This is a genomic window from Lactococcus sp. FSL W8-0209 (assembly GCF_038006585.1).
In the GTDB taxonomy this organism is placed as follows: Bacteria; Bacillota; Bacilli; order Lactobacillales; family Streptococcaceae; genus Lactococcus; species Lactococcus lactis.
In genome coordinates this window covers 1,236,656-1,256,722 of the sequence record NZ_JBBOVN010000001.1, presented here as the reverse complement: position 1 = coordinate 1,256,722, position 20,067 = coordinate 1,236,656, and the positions used below count along the sequence as shown (strand labels likewise).

Sequence of the window (20,067 nt, the reverse complement as noted above, 5' to 3'; positions counted from 1 at the left end):
TCAGCCAAAGCTGATTTTTTTATTTTATTTTTACGCTTGCAATTTTTTCAAGATCATCAGCAATTGGATGTCCATTGCTTGTTCGATCTGATAATGATAAATCGCACAAATTGATATCGTATTTCTTACCAGTCTCACTGATAACTTCTAATACTTGTTCATCAGTTTCTTTTGTCGCTGGTGCTTTAGCTTGACTGAACAAATCTAATTCCTCTGTTAGCGCTGATAAATCAGCAGTTGAATTGATTAAGCCGGCTGCAAAGACGGTATGATTATTTGTCTTCAAGGTTCGTAGTACTTGAAGGCCACGGTTAGCACGTGAGGTAGCCGGAATATCATCCGTCTTGACACGTTTGATAAATGCCCGTTGAGTCAAAAGGTACCAACTATTTGAGTTAACAAAGAAGGCGGACTTAATTTTATCACCATTTTTGAGATTCATGGCCTTGACTCCTGCAGCTCTAGCACCCAGAACTGGGACGTCATCAAGATTAAAGCGAAGGGCATAGCCATTTTCAGAAATAAGCATAAGGTCTGCAAATTGTACTGGGGTGATTAAAACAATTTCATCATCTTCTCCCTTAAGTTTAGCATATGGAGTAGATTTTGAACGATAGGTACGCCAAGGGGAGAAACTTTCACGTTCGATTTGCTTTATTTGTCCATTTTTTGTGACAACAACTAGATTTTCACCAGCAAATTCATCCACAATCTGAACAAAAATTACTTTCTCATCGGCTGAAAAATTGGAGAGACTTTGGGATAGATGCTCACCAATGTCTTTCCAACGAACATCCGAAAGTTCATGAATTGGGCGATAAATGACATTTCCGAGATTTGTGAAAAGCAAGAGATGTTGAGTTGTTTTAGCATTGGCATAGTAAAGAAGCTCGTCATCATCACGTTTACCAACTTCTTCAAGGGCTGATGAAGCAAATGAACGTGGTGAAGTTCGCTTGATATAACCTGAACGAGTTACTGAAACTACCGTGTCTTCTGCCACAATCAATTCGCTCGCTTCAATTTCAATAGTTTGAACTTCATCTTGTAATTCGCTACGGCGTGGTTTGGCAAATTTTTTCTTAACTTCACGAAGTTCGCGTTTCATTAAGTTAAACAAGGTACGTTCATCATTGATAATCGCTTTAAGTTCAAGAATTTTTTGCTCTAATTCAGCTTGTTCATTTTGTAGAGTGACAATATCAGTATTGGTCAAACGATAAAGTTGTAAAGTAACAATGGCTTCGGCTTGCTCTTCGGTAAATCCAAATGAAACTTTGATATTTTCTTTGGCATCTGCTTTATTTTCTGAAGCACGAATCGTTGCTACCACTTCATCTAAAATAGAAACCATGCGAATCAAACCTTCAACAATATGAAGTCTTTTTTCTGCTTTATTTAAATCAAACTGCGAACGTTTAACGATAACATCTTCACGGTGTTTGACATAAGAGCGGAGCATTTGTAAGACACCGGTTTGAACAGGAGTCATATTATCAATTGCGACCATGTTGAAGTTATAATTCACTTGTAAATCAGTATTTTTAAACAAGTAATTCAAAACAAGCCGGCTATCAGCTTCTTTCTTTAATTCAATTGCAATCCGAAGCCCTTCACGGTCTGACTCATCTCTGACTTCTGCAATTCCGGGCACTTTAGCATTGACACGAACATCGTCAATTTTCTTGACTAAGTTTGCTTTATTGAGCTCAAAAGGAATTTCAGTAACAATAAGTTGCTCTCGCCCGCCTTTCATTGGTTCAATATCGACTTTTGAACGAACAACAATGCGCCCTTTTCCTTTTTTGTAAGCTTTTCTGATTTCGCCTTTTCCTTGAATAATCCCACCAGTAGGAAAATCTGGTCCTGGTAAGAATTCCATGATTTTTTCTACATCAGCTTTAGGATGGTCAATCATATGAATGGTTGCATCAATGACTTCCCCCAAATTGTGAGGTGGAATATCTGTCGCATAACCAGCTGAAATCCCGGTTGAGCCATTGACTAAAAGATTTGGGAAGGCTGCTGGTAAAACTGTTGGTTCTTTCTCAGTATCATCAAAGTTCCAAGCTTGACTTACTGTATCTTTCTCAATATCTGCTAAAAGATAGCCTGAAATTTCTGAAAGACGGGCTTCAGTATAACGCATAGCGGCTGGTGGGTCACCATCCATTGAACCATTATTACCATGCATTTCGATTAAAGGTTCGCCCATTTTCCAGTCTTGACTCATCCGAATCATCGCTTCATAGATTGAGCTATCTCCATGTGGGTGGAAATTACCCATGACATTTCCGACTGATTTCGCTGATTTACGATAAGACTTATCAAATGTGTTTCCGTCTTTATTCATTGAATAAAGAATACGGCGCTGTACAGGTTTTAAACCATCACGGATATCGGGAAGGGCCCGCTCCTGAATGATATATTTTGAATATCGACCAAATCGGTCACCCATTATATCTTCTAATGGTAAGGTTTGAATGTTTGACATATTTTAACTTTCTTTTTAGAAAATTTGTTTACTTTTTTAATTAATTATTTGCTAATTTATAAATGAATCTTTGATTTTTACTGACAGTTCTCTGCTCTTAGCATTCTACAATATAAAATCACTTTTTCTATTCTACCACAAAATCAAAACGAAAAAAACTTACAAATTATTTATTGGTCAAAATTGATAAGATTGTTTATCTCTTTAAAATCTACTGACAGCTTAATTTGAAGTGAAAAAATTACTGACAAAGCTGTCAGTAAATTATTTCATCTTAGAATTTCAAAATCATATTGACATGTTTAATACCATCTTCGTAAAAGGGTTCAGAATTTTCAACAAAACCAAATGAAGCATAAAAATCACGCAAATAATATTGTGCTTCAATTGTTACTGCTTCTTCCCCATCTTCTTTAAGGACTTCTAAGGCTTTTTCAATGAGTCCTCTTCCCAAATTTTGTCCACGAAATTCAGGATTGACAAGGACACGCCCAATTGAAGCCTCTGCAAATGAAATCTCTTTGGGAAGTAGGCGACAAAGGGCCATCAGTTGACCATTTTCATTTTCTAACCAGAGGTGTTTGGCTACTTGGTCTTTGCCATCAAGCTCTTGATAAGGGCAGTTTTGCTCCACAACAAAGACAGCAGTACGCAAGCTTAAAAGTTGATACATTTCATCTAATGTAAGTTGATTAAAACTTTTTTCTTTCCAAATTGCTGTCATTTTTCTTCCTCCATAATCGTCACGAAATTGGCTTTTTGCATTTCTTTTAGAAAATCAGAATGAATTTTCACTTTCTCTGAATTATGTAAACGAATATTTAAACTCGAACCTACGGAGTACTCTCGTTCAATCGAAATTCCAAGAACTTCAAATCGTTCCCATTTTCGCTCAAGATTTTGCTGATAATAGACTAAAGCTTTGGTGATTGGTAAATTTAACTTTCTGCGAAGGCTGTCAGTAATTTCATCAGAGCTGTCACCAAATAAATCTAACTGACCGAGTTCGTCAGTAACTTCTGATTCTACTGACAGCTCAACTTCTTCAATTTTCTGTAAATATTGATAAAGTTTTGCCGTGATTAAGCAGTCATTGAGCGCGTCATGCGAACGTAAATCATTCATTTCTAGTAGGTCTTTAAAATTTTCTAGAGCATAAGAAGACATAGTTAATAACTTTTTACTTTCTGCCAAAGTATCATAGACACGAAAAGCCTCGACATCAGTAATGGCACAATCAATAATGGCCTGATAAAGAAAAGAAATATCAAAAGGGGCATTATGAGCCACTAATAAATGACCTTTGATGAAGTCTAAAAATTCAGGTAAAATTTCTTCAATCGTTGGTTGATTTAACAAATCAGCTGGTTTTATGCCAGTCAATTGAGTGATTTCAGTTGAGACATAAGAGCGTTGATTTTTTACTAACTGATTAAATCTAGCTTGCTCTTGATTATTCTCATCATATTTTACCGCTCCAATTTGAATAATTTCATTTTTTTGTGCAGAAAATCCTGTAGTTTCAAAGTCAAATACGACATATTTCTCAGACATTTTTATTCAGTTCCTCGATAATTTCTCTTGTTTTAATTAATTTCCCAAATTTTGGTATTTCGTCAGTTTTTGTTTTCTGGAAGTTTTTTAACTTTCTGTCAGCACAGGCGTCTTCAATTATCATCGCTTCAAATCCCAAGTCCGCCCCATCTCTGGCTGTTTTTAATACTCCATTACTCATAGACACACCAGAAACATAAATTTTACTGACAGAATTATTTTTCAACTCGTCAGCTAAGCCATAATCAGATTGTTTAAATGCTGACGGCCCATATTTTACTAATTGATGTAATCTTGGATTTTTATCCAATTCATCTTGCAAAATCATCCGAGAAAAAGCTTTTTTAGCTGATTGCCAAAGTATTTTTGGTTCAACAGTCACAATATAAACTGGCTGATTTTTTTGGTCAAATGCAGAAATTAAAGCTCGATTATTTTCAATAATTTTATCCCAGCCATAAGGAACAGCATCTTTCGCTAATTTTTTAATGAATGCTTGCAAATCAATAATAATTAAAGCTGATTTTTGCATTTTTTCTCTTTTCATTTTTTGTCTTCTTTTAGAATTTCTTCCATTATATCATAGCTAACAAAATGAAACAAAGTTTCTCTTGCTAGCTTTGCTGGCTTACGAATAGGCTTGTTGTTACACCTAAAGTGAGCAATAGTGATACTTACATCATAAATTAAAGTAAAAAACCTCGAAAAATCGAGGTTAATTATTAAAGAAAGTAACTTAGAATACTGTTTCTTCTTCCATTGTAAATTTCACATTATTTTCAATCCATTTACGACGAGGTTCAACTTTATCACCCATCAGTACTGAAACACGTTTCTCTGCTTGAGCTGCATCATCAATGGTCACTTGAATCAATGTCCGAGTTTCTGGGTCCATTGTTGTTTCCCAAAGTTGGTCAGCATTCATTTCTCCAAGTCCTTTATAACGTTGCAAATTAGCATTTTTACCAAATTGCTTGCGAAGTTCTGCTAACTCACCATCTGTCCAAGCATACTCAATTTTTTCTTTTTTGCCTTTTCCTTCACTCATTTTATAAAGTGGTGGAAGGGCAATATAGACATGACCCGCTTCAACCAATGGTTTCATATAGCGATAGAAGAAAGTCAATAAGAGCGTTTGAATATGTGCTCCATCAGTATCGGCATCGGTCATAATAATGATTTTGTCATAATTACGATCAGCCAAGGTAAAATCTGCCCCAACGCCAGCACCAATGGTATAAATCATTGTATTGATTTCCTCATTTTTGAGAATATCTTGCATCTTAGCTTTTTCGGTGTTAATAACTTTACCACGCAAAGGCAAAATGGCTTGGAATTTACGATCTCGTCCTTGTTTAGCGGACCCCCCGGCAGAATCTCCTTCGACCAAATAAAGTTCATTTTTATTTGGATTTTTTGTTTGAGCAGGCGTTAATTTACCAGACAAAAGTCCTTTGTCTTTTTTAGATTTCTTTCCATTTCGTGAATCTTCACGCGCTTTACGAGCCGCTTCACGAGCCTCACGGGCTTTGATTGCTTTACGAATCAAATTTTGCGCTAATTCGCCATTTTCCATCAAATAGAAACTTAGTTTCTCAGAAACCAAAGAATCAACAACTGGACGAGCTAAAGGAGAACCCAATTTATCTTTGGTTTGTCCTTCAAATTGGAGATGTTCCTCAGGAATTAAAACTGACAAGACGGCTGTCAAACCTTCACGATAATCCGAACCCTCGAGGTTTTTATCTTTCTCTTTGAGTAAATTTACTTTACGAGCATATTCATTCATTGCTTTCGTAATTGCTGTCTTCAAACCTGCTTCGTGCGTTCCGCCATCTTTTGTTCGGACATTATTGACGAATGAAAGAATGTTTTCTGAATAGCCATCATTATATTGAAGGGCAACTTCAACTTCAAAACCATCTTGTTTTCCTTCAAAATAAAGAACTGTAGTCAAACTGTCTTTATCTTCATTAAGATAAGAAACGAAATCTTGAACCCCATTTTCATAATGAAATTCTTCTTTTTCATCTGTTCGTTTATCTTCAAGACTAATCGTCACTTCTTTTAAAAGAAAAGCAGACTCATTTAGTCGTTCTGAAATGATATTATATTTAAATTCTGTTGTCGAAAAAATGCTAGAATCCGGCATGAAGGTAACTTTAGTTCCTGTTTTAGACTTTGGTGCTTTCCCAATTTTTTCTAAAGTTGTCGCTGGATGTCCACCATTTTCAAAACGTTGACGATAAACAGTCCCGTCACGAGTAATTTCAACTTCTAACCAAGTCGAGAGGGCATTTACGACTGAAGATCCAACACCATGGAGTCCACCAGAAGTTTTATAACCCCCTTGACCAAATTTACCACCTGCGTGCAAAATAGTAAAAATTACTTCCACAGTTGGAATACCCATGGCGTGTTTCCCAACTGGCATTCCCCGTCCTTCATCTTCTACTGATAAAGAACCATCAGCATTAATGGTCACTGAAATTCTGTTACCGAAGCCAGATAAAGCTTCATCAACCGCATTATCTACAATTTCCCAAACCAAATGGTGCAAACCAGTTCCGTCAGTTGATCCAATATACATCCCTGGACGTTTTCTGACAGCATCCAATCCTTCAAGAACCTGAATCGCACTGTCATCATAGTTATTAATATCTATTACCATTTATTTTCCTCTCATCGAAAGCCTATATCTTCTATCTAAATCACTATTTTTTTATCCACAATGAGCTAATAAAAAATATTCATCTTGATTATTGTACCTTGTTCAGAAAGCTTTGTCAAAGGACTGCTGACAATTTTTTTCATCTAATAGTAAGAATTTTTCCAAAAGTAAGTGAAGATGTTTCAATACTGTCAGTAATCTTTATTAAAAATATGATATAATTGTACAGTTAAAAGAGATTATCGATTTTAAACGAAATAAACTTCGGAGAACTTATGCTTACTATTATTCTTCTCATTGCCAGCTATCTTTTAGGGGCAATTCCATTCGGCTTATGGATTGGCAAGATTTTTTTCAAAAAAAATCTCCATGACTATGGCTCAGGAAATACTGGAACAACCAATACTTTTAGAATTCTAGGTGTAAAGGCAGGAATTTCAGTTTTTGCTTTTGACTTACTAAAGGGGACACTTGCTACTCTTTTACCCCTTTTCTTCCATATCAATGGTGTTTCACCTCTAATTTTCGGTCTTCTTGCTGTCATTGGACATACTTTTTCAATATTCGACCGCTTTAAAGGTGGTAAAGCTGTTGCAACTTCTGCTGGTGTGATTCTTGGATTTAGTCCGCTCTTCTTAATTTACCTTCTTGTTGTCTTTATCATTGTCCTATGGCTTTTTAGCATGATTAGTCTCTCTAGTGTGATAGGTGCTGTATTTGCTTTATTGGGAATTCTTATTTTCCCTAGCATCGGATTTATTCTTACTTCCTACGACCTTTTATTCTCAATTATTATTTTTGTTTTAGCAATTATTATTATTTTACGACATAGAACAAATCTCAAAAGAATCAAAAATCATTGCGAATCCCTTGTCCCATTTGGTTTAAACTTATCAAAACAAAAAGAAAAATAGCACAATATGTTGTGTTATTTTTATAATTTTACATAATTCAACACAATATCTAGTATCTTTAATTTGACTAGATATTTTTTTTACGATAAAATAAGACTATAAAAAGTTGAGAAAAAGTCAAAGACTTTTTACTCTCACTAATAAAATACGTTTGTCCTCAAAGGAGATTTAAAATGGTTACAGTCTATTCTAAAAACAATTGTATGCAATGCAAAATGGTCAAAAAATGGCTCTCAGAACATAAAATTGCCTTCGATGAAATCAATATCGATGAACAACCTGAATTTGTTGAAAAAGTGATTGAAATGGGATTTCGTGCTGCACCTGTCATTACTAAAGATGACTTTGCCTTCTCTGGTTTCCGTCCTAGCGAATTAGCAAAGTTGGCTTAATATGAAACTTGCTTATTTCAGTGTGACTGGGCAAACACGTCGCTTTGTTTCCAAAACAAACTTACCAAATGTCGAAATTAGTCCTGACGATGATATAGAAATGAATGAACCTTTTCTTTTGATAACGCCAAGTTATGCCGAAGAATCTCCAACTGTTTCCAAATCAATAGATGTTATGGACCCTGTTTTTGACTTTATGGCTTATAATGATAATTATAAACATTGTCTAGGAATTATTGGTACAGGAAATCGTAATTTCGCAGGTATTTATATTTTTACTGCTAAAGAACTTTCTGCAAAATACCAAATTCCGCTTTTATATGATTTTGAGTTTAATGGTACACCAGCCGATGTTGCTGCTGTCGAAAAACTCGCTACACAGCTTGACAAAGGAGCGAAAGTCACCTTCAAAAATCCGCTGTGATTTTATGGCTTCACCCTATTGAGTGAAGCCTCTTTATTTTTAACTTTTTATTTCTATTAATTAGTTTGAACTTATTATAATATTAGAGTTCACCCCTCTGTTCTTTATGGTTGAACGCTTTAAGAAAGGTCACTTATGTCTCTAAAACAACTTAAAGATGTAACTTATTTCAAGCTTAATAACGAGATTAATATTCCCGTTAATGGTAGCATTCCTCTTGCTAAAGATAAAAAAGCAATTACTGCTTTTTTTAAAGAAAATGTCGAACCTAATCGTTATGAAGCCGATACATATATCGATAAACTCAATTGGCTCGTTAAAGAAGAATATCTAGAAGCTGAGTTTCTTGAAAAATATAAACCAGAATTCATTACCAATCTTCGTAAAGAATTGAGTAAATTTGAATTTCATTTTGATTCATTTATGGCTGCTTACAAATTTTATAATCAATATGCCATGAAAAACAATGACGGTTCTCTCTATCTTGAAGATTTTGAAGACCGTGTGTTAATGAATGCTTTATACATGGCTGACGGCGATGAAAAATTAGCTAATAATCTTGCTTTTGCAATGATTAATCGTCGTTATCAACCTGCGACTCCGACTTTTCTAAATGCTGGACGTAAGCGTCGTGGTGAATTTGTTTCTTGTTTTCTTCTACAATTAACTGATGATATGAATTCAATTGGACGAACAATTAACTCTGCCTTGCAACTTTCTAAAAATGGTGGTGGTGTTGGTCTAAACTTGACTAATTTACGTGCTGCTGGTGCACCTATCAAAGGTTATGATGGAGTGGCAGCTGGTGTCGTTCCTGTCATGAAACTTTTTGAAGACGCCTTTTCTTATGCCAATCAATTGGGGCAACGTCAAGGTGCTGGTGTTGTTTATTTATCACTATTCCATCCAGATATTATGGAATTCTTGTCCACTAAAAAAGAAAATGCGGATGAAAAAATTCGTGTTAAAACACTTTCTCTTGGGGTTACTGTTCCTGATAAATTCTATGAATTGGTAAAAAAGGGAGAAACAATGTATCTCTTTGAGCCATATTTTGTTGAAAAATATTATGGTAAACCTTTTGCCGAAGTCGATATTACAGCTGAATATGACAAAATGGTGGTCAATCCAGAAATTCGTAAAACACCGATTAATGCCCGTGAACTTGAGCAAGAACTTTCAAAACTTCAACAAGAATCTGGTTATCCTTACATCGTAAATGTTGACACAGTCAATCAAGCTAACCCTGTTGATGGTGTAATTTCAATGTCTAACCTTTGTTCTGAAATCTTGCAAGTCCAAACGCCTTCTGTTTTGAACGATGACCAAACTTATAAGGTGGTTGGAACTGACGTCGCTTGTAACTTGGGTTCAACTAATGTTTTGAATATGATGACTTCTAGCAATGAATTTGGAACTTCTATTGAAGCAATGGTTCGCGCTTTAACTTTCATCTCCGAAACTTCAAACCTCGATACTGTTCCAACTGTTCGTAAAGGTAATGATGAAATGCATGCGATTGGGCTTGGAGCAATGGGCTTACATTCTTTCTTAGCACAAAATCAAATTCATTATGACAGCAAAGAAGCCGTTGAATTTACTAGTGTTTATTTCATGTTGTTGAACTATTATACTTTAGTGGCTTCAAATAAATTAGCTGTTGAAAAAGGGTCTAGCTTCAAGAATTTTGAAAAATCTGCCTATGCTGATGGTTCTTATTTTGATAAATATTTAACACATGATTATTTTGCAGCTGTCTCTCCTAAAGTTCAAGAACTTTTCAAAGGGATTGCTGTTCCAACAATTGAGGATTGGACTGCTTTACGTGACACAGTAAAAACTTCTGGACTCTATAATTCATATCGTATGGCAGTGGCTCCAAATGGTTCTATTTCTTATATCAATGACTGTTCTTCTTCTATTCACCCAATTGTCAATCGCATCGAAGAACGTCAAGAAAAGAAAGTTGGGAAAATTTATTATCCAGCTGCTGGACTTGCCACTGAAACAATTCCTTATTACAAATCAGCTTATGATACAGATATGCGTGCAGTAATTGACGTTTATGCAGCTGCTACAGAACATGTTGACCAAGGTTTGTCACTCACTTTATTTATGCGTTCAACTTTACCTGAAGGTCTCTATGAATGGAAAGTGGCAAATAATAAAATGACAACTCGTGACTTGTCTATTTTGCGTAACTATGCTTACAAAAAAGGAATCAAAACAATTTACTACATTCGTACATTTACTGACGACCAAGAAGAAGTCGGTGCTAACCAATGTGAAAGTTGCGTTATATAATACAACAGAAGCATTGGTGCTAAAGCATCTATTGCTTCTACGGAAGCCGCTAAGACGGACTTTCTATTTTCTTACTTGTTTTCATTCATTAAAGTATCGTCAATGAATGAAAATGGGGTAAGCATTTGCGAAATGTTCTAAAACGATTATTGACATTAACTTTTGATAAATTATCGAAAGTTTTTGGTCTAATGAGTCCTACTTTTACTGACAGCTTCGTTGGTAAGTGAAAATTTACTGACAGAATTTATGACTAAGCTAAAAATACTGACAATATTTTCTGTCAGTAAATAAATGAGAGAAAGGAATTGAGTTTGCCCTTTTTAAAGCAGGCTCATATCTTAAAATATGTCTGAAACTGAAAATCTTACTGTCCCCACTTATTACAGTGCCATTGACTGGAATTCTATTGAGGATTCTATTGACAAATATACTTGGGAAAAATTAACAAGTCAATTTTGGTTAGATACTCGTGTTCCTGTATCTAACGATTTAGATGACTGGCGTAAACTTCCTCAATTGGAACGTGATACCTTTGCTAAGGCCTTTGCTGGTTTGACATTGCTTGATACTTTACAATCTGTTGATGGTGCTGAAGTGCTCAAACATGATGCAAGAACACCTCAAGAAATTGCCTGTTTCAACAATATCCAATTTATGGAATCTGTTCATGCAAAGTCTTATTCAACAATTTTTTCAACTCTAAACACGAAAAAAGAAATTGAAGAACTTTTTAATTGGGTAGATACCAACGTTTATATGCAAACAAAAGCCGAAATCATCAATAAAATTTATGAATCTGGTACTCCTTTGCAAAAGAAAGTGGCTTCTGTTTTCCTTGAAACTTGCCTCTTCTACTCTGGTTTCTATACCCCTTTACGCTATCTTGGAAATAACAAAATGATTAACTCAGCGGAAATTATTAAATTAATTATTCGCGATGAGTCAGTTCATGGCACTTATATTGGTTACAAATTCCAACTTGGTTTTAATGAGTTATCTGAAGATGAGCAAGGTGAATTCCGTGATTGGATGTATGAATTGCTTTATCAACTTTATGAAAATGAAGAAAAATATTCTCGTTTACTTTATGACAAAGTCGGTTGGACTGATGAAGTTTTAACTTTCTTACGTTATAATGCCAATAAAGCTTTGATGAATCTTGGACAAGATCCACTTTTCCCTGATACCGCAGCAGACGTTAACCCAGTGGTTATGAACGGAATTTCAACTTCTTCATCAAACCACGACTTCTTCTCACAAGTTGGTAATTCATACCTTCTTGGCGAAGTAGAAGCCATGTCTGATGAAGATTATGATATCTAATTAAACAAATTTAAGAGTCTGTCAGTAAATAAGTAAAAACTTATTTACTGACAGCTTTTTTTTTGCAAAAAAAAAAGAGAAGATTTAACTTCTCTTTTATTTTTATTAAATTTTAAGGAAACGACGCATTGATAAGAGGGCTCCAAATGAACCAATCAAAATACCAATCACGGCCATCAATCCAACAATTGCAGGAATGAACTCTTTAGGAGCAAACATTGCAAGTTTTTGTGATTGAAGACTTGGTGTCAAGCTAACAAAAGCAAGACGATAAGCCCAAGCAACGATAAGTCCTGGAATAATTGAACCTAAAAGTCCAACCCAAGCTCCTTCCAAGAAGAAAGGCCAACGGATATAACCATTTTTAGCTCCAACCAGACGCATAATTTGAATTTCACGTTGTCTTGATAGGATAGTAATTCGAATGGTGTTAGAAATCAAGAAGATAGCAACGAAAATCAATAAAGCTGCGGCAGCAGTTCCCCAAGTTCGAATTCCCTGAGCAATTTGGAACAGTTTTGCAGTATTGGCGCCACCATAAGTAGCTTTTTCAATTCCTGAAAGTTTTGAAATTTTTGAAGTGACTGATTTTACATTTGCTGGTTTATCAGCTTCAACAATATAAGCATCATAAAGTGGGTTGGCATCCCCTTTAAAAAGATTCCAGTTATTTCCTAAAGCCTTTGTTAGTTCTTGTAACTGAGCTTCTTTACTTGAAAATTCAACTGTTTTTACATTAGGAACTTTTTTGATTGAGTCGTAAATTTTAAGGTGGTCAGGATTATTGATTGTTTTTTTATTATCTTTTGGATCTTGAATTTTTGTCTCTTGATCATGAACATCTAATTTCATGTAGGCAACAATCCGAACATTGTTTTCAATCCCATTAGATATTTTTGAAGTATTCAAGATAACTGAAAGGAAAAGTCCAACTAAAACTAAAGTAATTGTTACTGATGAAACAGCCGCAACTGTCATCCAACCATTACGTTTTAAGTTTTTGAGCGATTCCAAAAGGTGTTTGAAGAAATTTCTAATCATCGTAGCCGTAAACTCCTTCCTCTTGGTCGCGGACAATTCGTCCGTTTTCAATTGCGATAACACGGTGTTTTAAAGTGTTAACGATTTGGCTATTGTGGGTTGCCATCAAAATGGTTGTCCCTTGAAGATTAATTTTTTCAAGCAGATTCATGATTTCCCAAGAGTTTTCAGGGTCTAAGTTCCCTGTAGGTTCATCAGCAATCAATACTTTTGGTGCATTGGCAATTGAACGAGCAATCGCTACACGCTGTTGTTCCCCACCTGAGAGTTCATTTGGAAATGAACGAATTTTGTGTTTCAGACCAACAAGGTCAAGCACTTCATTCACTCGTTTTTTAATTTCACGAGGACTTTTCCCAATAACTTCCATGGCGTAAGAGATATTTTCAAAAACAGTTTTCTTTGGCAAAAGTTTATAGTCTTGGAAAACAACTCCAACAGAGCGACGAAGCATTGGCACATCACGACGTTTTAATTTAGATAAATCATATTGCGCAACTGTTCCAGAACCCCGGTCAATCTTTAATTCACGATAAAGTAGTTTGATAAAGGTCGATTTCCCGGCTCCTGATGGACCAACGATATAGGCAAATTCTCCCGGCTCAATTTCAAGCGAGATATTACGCAAAGCCGTTGTTCCATTAGAATATTTTTTGGAAACGTTGCTTAATTTTATAATACTCATAGTACCTTTCCTATGCTAGATTTTTCTTCCAAGTCCTAACAAACGTTAGGACTCCTCCGTAAAATCCATTTTTTTAATCACTATGGATGTTTTTAAATCCTGCTCTCAAAAAACAAGAAAACGGGCACACACGTACCTTTTCTTTTTTTCTAAAATAACAGAACTTTTAGCCCTACCGACAGTTTCATAGAATGAATCCATCAATTGAACTCTTATAATTATATCAAAATAAAAGTGCTTTAGGTGGCACTTTTATTTTATAACCTTTTCATTAATAACTTTAATGTTTCGTAAACGTTTCAAACATACGAAACTTTAATTTATAATCTACAAGTTCCAACGGAGATAAGCATTAATAAACCCGTCCAATTCTCCGTCCATCACATTTGAAATTTGTCCAGTTTCATAGCCAGTACGCGTATCTTTAACTAATTGATAAGGCATGAATACGTATGAACGAATTTGACTTCCCCAAGAAATTTCTGATTGGTCGCCACGAAGTTCATCAACTTCAGCTTGCTTTTTATCCATTTCTAAATGATAGAGTTTCGATTTCAACATAGCCATCGCTTTATCCCGGTTACCATATTGCGTTCTATCCATTGTAGATTGCACAACAATTCCCGTTGGGATGTGAGTCAAACGCACACCAGTAGAGACTTTATTGACATTTTGTCCACCAGCTCCACCTGAACGAAAAGTATCCATTTTAACATCGGCATCACGAACATCTACTTCAATAGAATCGTCCAACTCAGGCATCACATCAACTGAGGTAAATGAAGTATGACGACGATTGGCTGAATCAAAAGGTGAAATACGTACTAAACGATGTACTCCTTTTTCTCCTCGCAAAAAGCCATAAGCATTTCGTCCAACAAATCGAAGGGCAACTGATTTCAATCCGGCAACATCTCCGTCTTGATAGTCGAGAATTTCAACCTTAAATCCATGTGCTTCGCCCCAACGAGTGTACATCCGCATCAACATTGAGCCCCAGTCCTGCGACTCTGTTCCCCCAGAACCTGGGTGAATTTCAAGAACAGCATTCATATGGTCATAAGGTTGATTGAGCATAATTTCAAGCTCATAAGATTCAATTTTTTGACCCAGCGCAATTGTCATTTCCTCTAACTCAGCTTGCATCTCTTCGTCAGCTTCTTCTTGAAGCATTTCAAGCATCGTTTGCGCTTCCTCAAGCATATTATTCATCGCTTGATAATTGTCATACTTGGCTTTCAAAGCATTTGATTCATCAATCACTTTTTGAGCCGCTGCTTGATCATTCCAAAATTCAGGTTGTGCCATATCGTTTTCTAAAAGAGCTATTTCTTCTTCCAAACGCTCAAGATCTAATGATTCCCGAAAGCCATTAATCTTCTCAGCATATCCTTCAAGTAAATTTCTAATTTCTGATAATTCCATAGTAGCATTATACCATATTCACCACTTATAAGCCTAAAGTAAGCTATTCAATAGATAATGATTCATCAAAAATTTATTTATTAGATAGAACTTCTATCACATGCTATAATTTTATTATGACTAAAAAAAGACGCTTGGCTGTGATTTCTGATTTTCATATGGATTCTAATCATTTTTCTCAAGAAGAAATTGATGTTTTTCTGTCTCTTTTAAAGGATTTAAAGATTACAGATTTACATTTTGCTGGTGATATTTCAAATGATTTTCACGGAATTTCCGAACCATTTTTCAAGCAAATAGAATTACTGACAGAGCTGTCAGTCACTTACAATCTTGGAAATCACGATATGGTTGGTCTTTCTGAAGAAGAAATTTCTGTCAGTAATTTTCAAGTAAAAACTTTTGCTTCCACTGCTTTTGTCAGCTTCCACGGTTGGTATGATTATTCTTTCATGACTGGAAAAATTGATATAAAAAAAATCATAGCTTTTAAAAATTCATTTTATTTTGATAGAAAAATTCATCGTCAATTTGATGATATCAAGATAACAAATCTTGAATTACAGAAATTAGAAAAGTTACTGACAGAACTATCAGCAAATCCTAAGATTGATAGAATTATTGTCAGTACTCATTTCGTTCCTCATCAGCAATTTATCATTAATACTCGTTATGAAAAATTTGCCCGATTTAATGCCTACTTAGGTTCGCAACATTTTCATGAAACCTTTAATAAATTTCCCAAAATCAGTGATGTTGTTTTTGGTCATCTTCATCAAAGACGCTTGCCATTAACCATTGACAAAGTCCTCTATCACGCTCATCCACTAGGCTATCCTTATGAGTGGCAGATGATTAATCACTTTTTAGAAGAATATCCGCAGTATCAAATTGCCGAAAACTGGCATTTGCGCAAAAGATACCATGCGATTCGCAAAAGTTCCGATTGGCTAAAATTTCGTAAAGCACATTTGCGGGAAGAATTTCAGTCTGCCTTGACAATTTTTGACTTGGATGACTAATATTTCTTGATAGTATAAAAACACAGTTCTACTACATAAAAATAAAAAAATCCGAACAATTATTAGTAATTTATTGCTTAAACTAAACATTTTTACTGTAAATTTCATTTAAAAAATGGTATATTAATAGATGAGAACTTTGAATTGAGAAAGAGAGAATAGCCTTGAAAATTCCGAAAGAAGGCGACTTCATCACGATTCAAAGCTATAAACATGATGGGAATCTTCATCGCACTTGGCGCGATACGATGGTTCTAAAAACAAATGAAAATTCAATTATTGGAGTAAACGATCACACATTAGTGACAGAATCTGACGACCGTCGTTGGGTGACACGCGAACCTGCTATTGTTTACTTCCACAAAAAGTTTTGGTTTAACATCATTGCTATGATTCGTGAGGAAGGCGTTAGCTACTACTGCAATCTAGCGAGCCCCTTCGTCCTCGATAACGAAGCGCTGAAATATATTGATTACGACCTTGACGTGAAGGTCTTCAAAGATGGAGAAAAAAAATTACTCGATGTTGAAGAATATGAACGCCACCGCCGCAAAATGCACTATCCAAAGGAAATTGATCATATTCTAAAAGAAAATGTCAAAATTCTTGTTGACTGGATTAACAATGAAAAAGGACCTTTTTCTAAAGAGTACGTCGAGATTTGGTACAATCGTTATCATCAGTTAAAAAAATAGTTACTGACTTTCTGTCAGTAACTTTTTTTATTTATTCTTGATTTTTAAGTTCTTCTTGTTCTCTAGCCTGTCTACGATACCCTAAACTATAAAAACCAGCAACAAAAATTGATCCACCTAAAAGATTTCCAAGATAAACAAACAAGAAATTATGAGCAAAATCTAGCCAGCTCGCTCCATTTTCAAAAATTGCTGCAGGAATAACAAAAGCATTTGCAATACTATGTTGAAAACCAATCGCAACAAAAGCCATCACTGGAAACCAAACGGCCAATATTTTCCCTGCCGCATCCTTTGCTCCGTAACACATCCACATAGCTAAACCAACAAACCAATTACAACCAATCCCTGATAGAAATTCTTGTGACCAACTCGCATTAATCTTTGCTTGAGCCAATCTCAAAAGTTCCGTCTTATAATCTCCTGTACCAGTCAATCCTACGAGATGTCCAAAGACGAAAGCGACAAAAATTGCTCCAATCACATTAAACAAAGTAATAATCAACCAATTTTTAAGCAAATCACTCAAACTTACCTTTTTAGCAAATAATGAAGTTGATACAGCTGTCATATTTGAAGTGATTAACTCACCACCTCCCAATAAGATAACGATTAAGCCAATTGGAAAAACACTTGCTCCGATTAAGCTCGCAAGGCTTCCTAATTCCTCAGCAACGGAAGCTACTACTCTAATATAAAGTAAATAACCAAAGGAAATCATTGCTCCGCCAATAAAACCAAGCACAGCTTTTTCTAAAAATGGACGTTTAATTTTTTCCTGACCGTGGTGAATGGTCGCAGATAAAATTTCTGCCGGATTCATCATGATAATTTTTCTCCTGAAAGCGTATTTATAAAATAACTCATTCATTCTATCATAAATTTCTTATTAATGCTAAGAAATACTGTAAAATCAGGCTTATACGACATTTTGTTGTTCATTTTACAATTTAAAAGTCAAGCTATTCGCTATTTACTTCCTAATATATCATTCATAAAATCTGCAACTGAACGGCTAGTATTTTCTAATGCTTCAGTTGAATTATTATATAGAGCGTATAATTCATCCTTATTCAGTTTATTATCTTTCTTATTTAACTCTTCTTCTACCACCTCATCAATCGCCTTCTCTTTATCAGGTGACGATATAATTATATGGGTATTCTTCGCAAAATTATCTAAACTTTTCTCATTTACTTCATTGTTTTTAGGATTCAATATTTTAGGTGTGACTGCTTTAGTGGCTAAGACTCCCAGCTCACTCCCCGGTTTTTTTAGATAATTAAAAGCGCCAAATGTCAATACACTTGCAAGAGCAGCAAAAATAATAATTTTTTTCATAATTCTCCCCTAAATCTTAATTTATATATATATATATATTTATTTATTTTACTATACTTAATAAATACTATTCTTACACTTTTGAAAGTAATCTATAAAATATCAATTTTCATAAAAAAAAACTATCAATTATGATAGCTTTTTTATTTATTTTACCCCGTGATTAAATCGCGTCTTCTATAAGCTTCAAAGCCAAGTAAAATTAATAAGACAGATAAAATTAATATGAATAAAACGGTAGGAAGATTCATTTTCTCAACTGGCAATTTAGGAATATAGTTATAAATGCTTAAATTTTCAAGCCATTTTGGCAAAGATAGTAATTTTCCAAGATAAGTCATAAAAAGTAAGAAAGCAAGATATACCCAAATTAATTCTGCCAAACGAGGCACAAACCCAAGTAACAGACTAAGTATTGCTAAAACAAATATGACAGCAACAAGCCAAATCATACCAGATTTCATAATTTCTAAGAAGCTCAAAGCATTTTTATTGCCCAACTGTTCAATAAATATTCCAAAAAGCGCTAAAAACTGAGCTAAAATTACTGACAGAATAGCTGTCAGTAAATAAGTGGAATACACTTTTAGTCGTGAAAGTGGTAAAGCATAAAGAGCTTCCAGACGATTTTTTCTTTCCTCGCTCACCATTTTTGTCAGTAAAATTACACCAAACGCTGCGATTAAGATTGACAATATCGAAAACAGAGTGACCATGAAGTTTCCTCTAATCGCACTCGCTGCCGTTTCATTCCCAACAAAAAGCTCCTTAACGGTTTTATTACTTGAAATAAATTGGTCCATTTGTCCAAACATTGAACCATAAACTAAGCCCAGAACAAAACTTGCCAAAAGCCAACCGATAATCATCTTTTTTTCAAGATTCAAAACGAGACCAGGAAATCCGAAATGTCCCTTTTTCCCATGAAGTCGCGCCTTTCTTTCGGGAAAATACCCCACTCCCACATCTCTTTTAAGCTCTAGGATATAGGATATTCCTAAAAGTAGAAAAGCTAAGAGAAAAGTCAAAAAGACAGCTAACCAATTTTCATGACCTTTAACATAAGGAAAAGCTAGATAAGACCAAGACAGAGGATTGAACCAACCTATGGAAAGATTTGTTACATCTGTTAGCATTCGAACAATATATAACAAACCCAGTAAACCGAATGTCATCCCTTTAGTTGTACTTGCTTCAGAGAAAATTTGACCGAAAAGTAAAGCAAACATTCCCCAAAGGAAACCCTGAGCACTTGTTGTGAAAGCAAATAGGAAATTACTTTCTAAATGATTCAAGCCAGCCACGTTTTGGGCCTCTATTGAAAGAGCTAATAAGACAGCCATTATTAAATGTAAGAGCAAAAGTTCCATGACTAAAGCAGTCGTATTTGCCAATTTTCCAATAGAATAAGACCGAAAAAGTTCTGTAATTCCATCATCCTCTTCTTTTCTGCTTCGATTAACAACATAAATAATCGAAATGATAGCGAAAGTCAGCCCCGTAATTAAAGTCATGGTTTGACCAAAAATCGGCCCCAGACTATAATTAGTTGGATTATTTATTGGAGTTGGTCCAAATAATCCGACCATTGCTGGATTTTTGACAAACATTGTATAAAGAGTACTAGCCGTCGCCGGATTCGAGGCAACTTCCATTTTCCCTGCCCCTGAAGCAGCAAAAGCAAGCATTCCTAAAATCCAGAAAACTAACTTAAACCAATCCCTTTTTATTAAAGTCTTAAATAAAACTCCTGTATTATAAAGTGGTTGTTTCATAGTA

At 35.0% G+C, this 20,067-nt stretch carries 18 protein-coding genes; 7 read left to right on the top strand and 11 right to left on the bottom strand.

The window, feature by feature from the left end; all coding sequences use genetic code 11:
• Nucleotides 1–19: 19 nt before the first annotated feature.
• From parC to parE, 5 genes are all read right to left on the bottom strand, one after another.
• Complete coding sequence (gene parC, locus MKX45_RS06250) at nt 20–2,494, bottom strand: DNA topoisomerase IV subunit A (protein WP_340816916.1); 2,475 nt, start codon at nt 2,492–2,494, stop codon at nt 20–22.
• Nucleotides 2,495–2,768: 274 nt separating this feature from the next.
• Nucleotides 2,769–3,218 carry a GNAT family N-acetyltransferase gene (locus tag MKX45_RS06245; protein WP_057720653.1) on the bottom strand — a complete coding sequence of 150 codons (450 nt, stop codon included), beginning with the start codon at nt 3,216–3,218 and terminating at the stop codon, nt 2,769–2,771.
• A complete protein-coding gene (locus MKX45_RS06240; RefSeq protein WP_003130976.1) occupies nt 3,215–4,048 on the bottom strand; it encodes a 3'-5' exonuclease in 834 nt (277 codons plus the stop codon). The genes MKX45_RS06245 and MKX45_RS06240 overlap by 4 nt, the downstream gene beginning before the upstream one ends.
• On the bottom strand, nt 4,041–4,595 hold the full coding sequence (locus MKX45_RS06235) for an isochorismatase family cysteine hydrolase (RefSeq protein ID WP_240664872.1): 555 nt from the start codon (nt 4,593–4,595) through the stop codon (nt 4,041–4,043). The genes MKX45_RS06240 and MKX45_RS06235 overlap by 8 nt, the downstream gene beginning before the upstream one ends.
• A gap of 189 nt (nt 4,596–4,784) precedes the next feature.
• Nucleotides 4,785–6,719: a DNA topoisomerase IV subunit B gene (gene parE, locus MKX45_RS06230; RefSeq protein ID WP_128267891.1), complete on the bottom strand. Its 1,935-nt coding sequence runs from the start codon at nt 6,717–6,719 to the stop codon at nt 4,785–4,787.
• Between the two features lie 275 nt (nt 6,720–6,994).
• On the opposite strand from parE, the gene plsY reads away from it, so the two are divergent.
• From plsY to nrdF, 5 genes are all read left to right on the top strand, one after another.
• Nucleotides 6,995–7,633 (top strand): glycerol-3-phosphate 1-O-acyltransferase PlsY, encoded by a 639-nt coding sequence (plsY, locus tag MKX45_RS06225; protein ID WP_012897613.1) that lies wholly within the window; start codon nt 6,995–6,997, stop codon nt 7,631–7,633.
• A gap of 173 nt (nt 7,634–7,806) precedes the next feature.
• Entirely contained in the window at nt 7,807–8,025 is a 219-nt protein-coding gene (locus MKX45_RS06220; RefSeq protein ID WP_042230256.1) for a redoxin NrdH, read from the top strand.
• A gap of 1 nt (nt 8,026) precedes the next feature.
• Nucleotides 8,027–8,449 (top strand): class Ib ribonucleoside-diphosphate reductase assembly flavoprotein NrdI, encoded by a 423-nt coding sequence (gene nrdI / locus MKX45_RS06215; RefSeq protein ID WP_003130968.1) that lies wholly within the window; start codon nt 8,027–8,029, stop codon nt 8,447–8,449.
• Nucleotides 8,450–8,584: 135 nt separating this feature from the next.
• Entirely contained in the window at nt 8,585–10,753 is a 2,169-nt protein-coding gene (nrdE, locus tag MKX45_RS06210) for a class 1b ribonucleoside-diphosphate reductase subunit alpha (protein ID WP_340816915.1), read from the top strand.
• A 348-nt stretch (nt 10,754–11,101) separates the two neighbouring features.
• The gene (gene nrdF / locus MKX45_RS06205; protein WP_015426251.1) at nt 11,102–12,079 is read left to right on the top strand and encodes a class 1b ribonucleoside-diphosphate reductase subunit beta; all 978 of its coding nucleotides are present in this window, start codon (nt 11,102–11,104) and stop codon (nt 12,077–12,079) included.
• Between the two features lie 105 nt (nt 12,080–12,184).
• On the opposite strand, the gene ftsX is transcribed toward nrdF, so the two are convergent.
• From ftsX to prfB, 3 genes are all read right to left on the bottom strand, one after another.
• Nucleotides 12,185–13,120 (bottom strand): permease-like cell division protein FtsX, encoded by a 936-nt coding sequence (gene ftsX, locus MKX45_RS06200; RefSeq protein ID WP_015426250.1) that lies wholly within the window; start codon nt 13,118–13,120, stop codon nt 12,185–12,187.
• Nucleotides 13,113–13,805 carry a cell division ATP-binding protein FtsE gene (ftsE, locus tag MKX45_RS06195; protein ID WP_015426249.1) on the bottom strand — a complete coding sequence of 231 codons (693 nt, stop codon included), beginning with the start codon at nt 13,803–13,805 and terminating at the stop codon, nt 13,113–13,115. Before ftsE ends, ftsX begins: the two co-directional genes overlap by 8 nt.
• A gap of 327 nt (nt 13,806–14,132) precedes the next feature.
• On the bottom strand, nt 14,133–15,230 hold the full coding sequence (gene prfB, locus MKX45_RS06190) for a peptide chain release factor 2 (protein WP_128267893.1): 1,098 nt from the start codon (nt 15,228–15,230) through the stop codon (nt 14,133–14,135).
• Between the two features lie 116 nt (nt 15,231–15,346).
• Here prfB and MKX45_RS06185 point away from each other — a divergent pair, with 116 nt between their 5' ends.
• Together MKX45_RS06185 and ntdP are read left to right on the top strand one after the other, a co-directional pair.
• Complete coding sequence (locus MKX45_RS06185) at nt 15,347–16,252, top strand: metallophosphoesterase (protein WP_340816914.1); 906 nt, start codon at nt 15,347–15,349, stop codon at nt 16,250–16,252.
• A gap of 164 nt (nt 16,253–16,416) precedes the next feature.
• Nucleotides 16,417–16,947, top strand: coding sequence for a nucleoside tri-diphosphate phosphatase (gene ntdP, locus MKX45_RS06180; protein ID WP_003130958.1), 531 nt, complete (start codon nt 16,417–16,419; stop codon nt 16,945–16,947).
• Between the two features lie 31 nt (nt 16,948–16,978).
• Here ntdP and MKX45_RS06175 read toward each other — a convergent pair whose 3' ends face one another.
• The 3 genes from MKX45_RS06175 to MKX45_RS06165 form a co-directional block, all read right to left on the bottom strand.
• Nucleotides 16,979–17,773, bottom strand: a complete 795-nt coding sequence (locus MKX45_RS06175; RefSeq protein ID WP_139008776.1) for a formate/nitrite transporter family protein — start codon at nt 17,771–17,773, stop codon at nt 16,979–16,981.
• Between the two features lie 143 nt (nt 17,774–17,916).
• Entirely contained in the window at nt 17,917–18,288 is a 372-nt protein-coding gene (locus tag MKX45_RS06170; RefSeq protein WP_015426245.1) for a hypothetical protein, read from the bottom strand.
• A gap of 152 nt (nt 18,289–18,440) precedes the next feature.
• On the bottom strand, nt 18,441–20,063 hold the full coding sequence (locus MKX45_RS06165; RefSeq protein WP_128267895.1) for an ABC transporter permease: 1,623 nt from the start codon (nt 20,061–20,063) through the stop codon (nt 18,441–18,443).
• Between the last annotated feature and the right edge of the window lie 4 nt (nt 20,064–20,067).